This window comes from Bacillus sp. AY2-1 (assembly GCF_008368965.1).
In the GTDB taxonomy this organism is placed as follows: domain Bacteria; phylum Bacillota; class Bacilli; order Bacillales; family Bacillaceae_G; genus Bacillus_A; species Bacillus_A thuringiensis_S.
Genome location: NZ_QPEL01000271.1, coordinates 1 through 5,616 on the forward strand (window position 1 = coordinate 1; position 5,616 = coordinate 5,616).

Here is a 5,616-nt window from a genome sequence, read left to right on the forward strand (position 1 = left end):
ATTTAATATATTTTATAAGAGTAGTATAAATAAATGATACAATAATGGGAAAAGAGGGGAAATTTGTTTGTGATTATTTTCGTAATAAAGGAAATATGATACTCAGTTTATCTAGAATGGAGTTAAAAATTTTATGGCACAAAACTTTGCTATTTTTTCAAATACAATTGGGGAATATGAAATTTTTATAAAATCCCAAACAATTTATTGGCCTAGATCACTTACTAAACTTACAAAGTCTCAAAGTGATAGTGGAAATGCAAAAGAGGAAGTGATTGGGGATAAGGTTTACCTGGTAACAGGAGCTTCTATTCGTGATTATATATTCGAAGATTTAAAGGGAAAAGTTACATCTTCGCCAATGATTACACATATGGGAACTGTTAAAAAAATTATAGAAAATCCGATTATTTGTTACAGGTATAAACATAGCAATAAAAACAGAAAAAGGGACACTGTTATGTTACCGTTTCAAATGTTTAAAATACTTAAGGGATTTAAGAGATATCTAGATGAAGATTTTACAAGTGAGAACTTGGCTGAGATAGAGCGGATTTTAAAAGTTGGAGTAATTATTGAAGAATTACAGAGGGAAGGGAAAATAACGTTTGAGCGTGCCTATGAAATTGGAGATGTTTATTATATTGGTGATAAAAAGGGGAATTTGTTTATTTTAGATAAAGATTTCACACCTGTTTCGCGACAAAGCGCAAATGTTGAGAGGACAAAAAAAGTACAGATGATGCCGGATAAGAACTCTTTAATAGCCATTCGAGAGGCATGTAATGCAGCTGGATTAAAAGGTGAAGAAGTGATTCAACACTTAGGTACGTGGCAAGGGGAACAGTACATGGAAATCGATATTACAGATAGCTTGTTTATACCTGTTGAGTATAAGCAGGGGCTTTTGCAAGGAATTTCAACGAGATTGTTGACAGATGGAGATGATGGTTCACTGGTATCTCAATTGTACAATACGGTAACTAATCAGCAAGAAACAAAATCATCACAAAAGGGGAGTAAGGACGTGAAATTTGCAAAAAATCAAATTTTGTATGGACCACCTGGAACAGGTAAAACGTATAATACGGTTCTATATGCAGTTGCCATTTGTGATAAAAAAAGTGTTGAGTCACTAAAGGAAATACCTTATAAAGAAGTACTAAGTCGTTATGAACTGTTAAAAAAAGAAGGAAGGGTTGCTTTTACAACATTTCACCAATCGTATGGATATGAAGAGTTTATTGAAGGGATAAAACCTGTAATTAACCAACAAGATGAAGATTCTATATCAGATTTAAAATATGAATATACTTCTGGGTTATTTAAAAAGTTTTGTGAAGAAGCCAAAAAGGTTAGAGTACAAGCACCTTCCTTAAAAATCCGGAAGCACCCTGTTGTGTGGAATGTCCTTCTTGAAGGGACGGGACAAACTAAACTCAAAGAAGAATGTTTTAAGAATGGCTATATTAAGATTGGGTGGGCTAAGCAAGAGCAATTCATAAATGAACAAAATGATAGTGTAAACGGTACAGTAAGAAGGATTTTGTTAAATTTCCAAGAGGAAATGCAAGAACAAGATCTTGTCTTTATTCAAAGAAGTAATACAACTATTGATGCAATAGGAATTATAGACGGCCCTTATGAATTTGATGAGTCCGATAAAAGATATCCAAGGAAAAGAAAAGTGCAGTGGATTGCTACTAATATTAATGAGGAAGTATATGCTCTAAATAAGAATACAAAATTGGATAGGAAGACTGTATATCCATTAAGAAAGATGGATATTGAAGGGGTAATCAACTTAATTGAAAAGTATATTAGTACTAAAGAGATTAATATAGAAAAAAATATTGATCCATATGTCTTTATAATAGATGAAATTAACAGAGGGAACATTTCAAAAATATTTGGAGAGTTAATTACACTGATTGAGCCAACAAAGAGGATTGGAGCATCAGAACAAACTAATGCACTTTTACCATACACAGGGGAGGAGTTTGGTGTCCCTAATAACGTACATATTATTGGGACAATGAACACAGCAGATAGATCTATTTCTTTAATGGATACAGCATTAAGGAGAAGATTTAAATTCATTGAGATGATGCCTAACATTGAAATACTTAAAGAACTAGGTATTCTCGAAATAGAAGGCATTGATGTTCCAGCTATTTTAAAAGCGATGAATGAAAGAATAGAATTCTTATATGATAGAGAGCATACAATTGGACATGCCTTTTTTACTCCTTTGGTTGGAGAAGAAAATCAATCTATACAGAATCTAGCACATATATTTTTAAATGATATTATACCATTATTACAAGAGTATTTTTATGAAGATTATAGCAAGATACAGTTAGTGCTTGGAGATAATGCCAAAACAGATGATATAAATAAATTTGTTTTAGATACAGAAGTTAAACTAAAGAATGTATTTAAAGGAAATCCAGATATTGATTTACCAGAGAAGAAATATGAAATTCAGACAGAAGCTTTTTATAGGGCAGATAGCTATAAACAAATCTATTAAAGCATGGTGAAGAAATGAATAAGTTATTAGAGGTTTGTGAATTTGAATCAGTAACCTGCAATAAGGATTATGAAAATGATGCCTCTTATAAGTATTTAAATGAGGAGATTTTTCAAGAGTTAGAAAAATTTATATTAACCTTTAATGTGAACGAAGGAACAAGTTCAGCAGATTTTTTCAAAATGGGCATGCGGAGAAATGTTGGGAAAATTATTCAAGCAAGGAATTATGTTGGATTAATTCAGATGAAGAATGGGTTTCAGGTTCAAGTTCTTCCCAAGATTACAAATGGTGGGCTTGAGGATACAAAGAAAACATTTCTAAGAATGATCCGAAGTATGAAAGACTTTCCAAGTAAGATTTTTAATGATGCTAATCTAAACTTAGATAAAATGAACCTGTATGAGCTTTTTATTAATATGTATATCCAGGAAGTAAGAGAATTAATAAAAAAAGGTCTTCGCTCATCGTATGTTCCTGTAGTAGATAATGTAAACTATTTTAAAGGGAAGTTAATAGTTTGGGAACAAATCAAGAAAAATCAAATACATAAAGACCGATTCTATGTTGAGTATGACGAGTATGGAATGAATCGACCAGAAAATCAATTAATCAAGTCAACATTATTAAAATTACAAAAGTTATCTAATAGTGCAGCCAATATAAAAGGAATTAGGCAGTTGCTCCCTAATTTTGAGAGGGTAAAACCTTCAATTAATTATAAAAAGGATTTTTCAAAAGTAGTTATTGATCGGAATACAAAAGATTATAAAACGATAATGCAGTGGTCTAAAGTTTTCTTAATGAATCAGAGCTTTACGACCTTTTCTGGAGAGACAAATGCTAGAGCAATATTGTTTCCGATGGAAAAGGTTTTTGAAGCATATGTTGCGAGAAACCTAAAACAAGTATTAAGTGATCTGATGTGGGAAATATCAATTCAAGATAAGGGGTACTATTTGTTTAATAGTCCTAAAAAGTTTGCATTACGACCGGATATTGTTATTATGCGTGAAGATGGTAGTAGGGTAATATTAGACACGAAGTGGAAAATGCTAATTGACAACCAAGATAGAAATTATGGTATATCACAAGCTGATATGTATCAAATGTATGCTTACTCAAAGAAATATGAAGCATCAGAAATATGGCTATTATACCCGGTAAATGAGGGGATGAAGGATACTGATATTAATTTTAAATCATATAAAGACGAGGTGCTGGAATTAAAAGTAAAAGTTTTCTTAGTTGATTTAACCAATATTCAAGAAAGTCTTATTGTGCTGAAAAAGCATTTAATAAATGGTAGAAATGAAGTACAGTGTCTGAAGTAACAGGAAAAAGTATTGAAATATATTGCTTTCTAGTAAATAGTTCAAGTTCAAAGTGTGAATTATTTTTGTTTTAAATTCACCTTATACTTACCACGTCCTTTTTTATTTCTTTATTTGAAAGGAATATAGTTAAAATGTAATAAAGTGTTATGACTGTGTAGAGATAATAAAGTCATTTGAAAAATAATATAATTGCTTGAAAATTCTTCTTCCACTAACGGCAGTAGATTAGTTCATTAAGGAATCAAAATAAGAACTTATAGCTTCTGAAGAAATGGAAAAAAGAAAGAATTTAAATACAAAGTAAGCTCTGTTATACAGAGGTAGAGACATTATAATTCATTTTAAAAGATGCGATATTTATAATAAAGTCGAGAATTTTTGAAAAAATATTATTGTGAATTTATAAAATAGTTGTTGCTAAAGATGGAGTGAATTGGGATTTTACGCCATCTTTTTTTAAAATCTTGTATAATAAATATAATGATTTATATATTGAACGACCAATTAGGAGGAGTAAATGATATGTTTGATAAATTAAAAAAATTTAAAGATGCAAATTGTTCACAGTGTGGTAAAACAATCGAACATTGTGAACAATTTGCAGTTTTTTAGTATTACTTGAAGAAAAAAGATGCCTGTTGGACAATTAAATAAAATATTAGATAAGGGAGTAAAAGAAATTTTATGTAGATAATGCTGAAACAGGAGTGAAATTTCTATTTTTCACAGTAAAATAAAAATTTGAACATATTTTTTAATCAAACTTTTAGTGGACCGATTAATAATGGTAGAACATTGGATGAAAAACACAAGAATTTTTAATGAAATAAAACTTTCGGCACTGAAACACAGTAAGAAAGAGGATAGGAATATAAATAATTTCTTAATAAACGAATTAAATAATATAAATAGTGTTTGGGGGAAGACATGCTACAAACTATAGATATTAAGCGAGAAAAAATTGAAAGTACTTTAGATGAATATTTGACAAGTTTAGAAGCTGCGGAAAAACAGGAGATATTACAGCATAAAAATCGAATTATTGAAGGTCTAATGACTGGAAAGTTTAGGGATTTAGGTGGCTTAACAGCTATGAGGGGATTTGTATACCAATATTATGTATCGATGTATTATATGGTATCTATGATATACCCAAGGAAGAAGAATTGGTGGCATTCAGTGGTATTAGAGTACTTTGATGATTTAACTTTAATTGGTGAAGATAAAATTCGATTTATACAAGTAAAAACAGTAAAAGACGGTGGAACTAAAAATCATACACCAAATGATTTTGTTAAAAGAAAATCTTTAAAAGAACCTGAGACTGCTAGAGCCCATTTTAATAGTTGGGTGGAGAAAAATATACTGAATTATGACCATTTTTTAGAATCTAGCTTAGTGGAAGCGGACTATAAAACTAAATTGACTCCTCAATTTGAAATAGTAACCAATACTAAACAGAGTAGTTTATCAGATTTAATAAATTATACAGGAAATATTAATTTTGAAATTAAAGATGGTATAAAATCTGAAGATAAAATAAAACTAAGTATTCTAAAACCGATCGAAAAGTTAGGTCTAGAATTTGAAAATTTTGCGCAAAAAGAAATTGACTATTATTTAAAAAAGCTATATATAAATAAATTTGGTTCAACAAGAGAGCTATATGAAGATATTATAGATATGATTGAGGAAACTATTCATATAAATGATATTAGAGCTAAATCTATAGCAGAGTATGTATTC

The 5,616-nt window shown here is 30.0% G+C and carries 3 protein-coding genes; all 3 read left to right on the top strand.

What is annotated here, in order from left to right:
• Positions 1-133 precede the first annotated feature (133 nt).
• Complete coding sequence (locus DN403_RS30205; RefSeq protein WP_098834042.1) at positions 134-2,533, top strand: AAA family ATPase; 2,400 nt, start codon at positions 134-136, stop codon at positions 2,531-2,533.
• A gap of 14 nt (positions 2,534-2,547) precedes the next feature.
• Positions 2,548-3,867: an McrC family protein gene (locus DN403_RS30210; protein WP_098834043.1), complete on the top strand. Its 1,320-nt coding sequence runs from the start codon at positions 2,548-2,550 to the stop codon at positions 3,865-3,867.
• Between the two features lie 930 nt (positions 3,868-4,797).
• The coding region (locus tag DN403_RS30215) for a dsDNA nuclease domain-containing protein (protein ID WP_149186090.1) at positions 4,798-5,616 on the top strand (819 nt) is incomplete at its 3' end.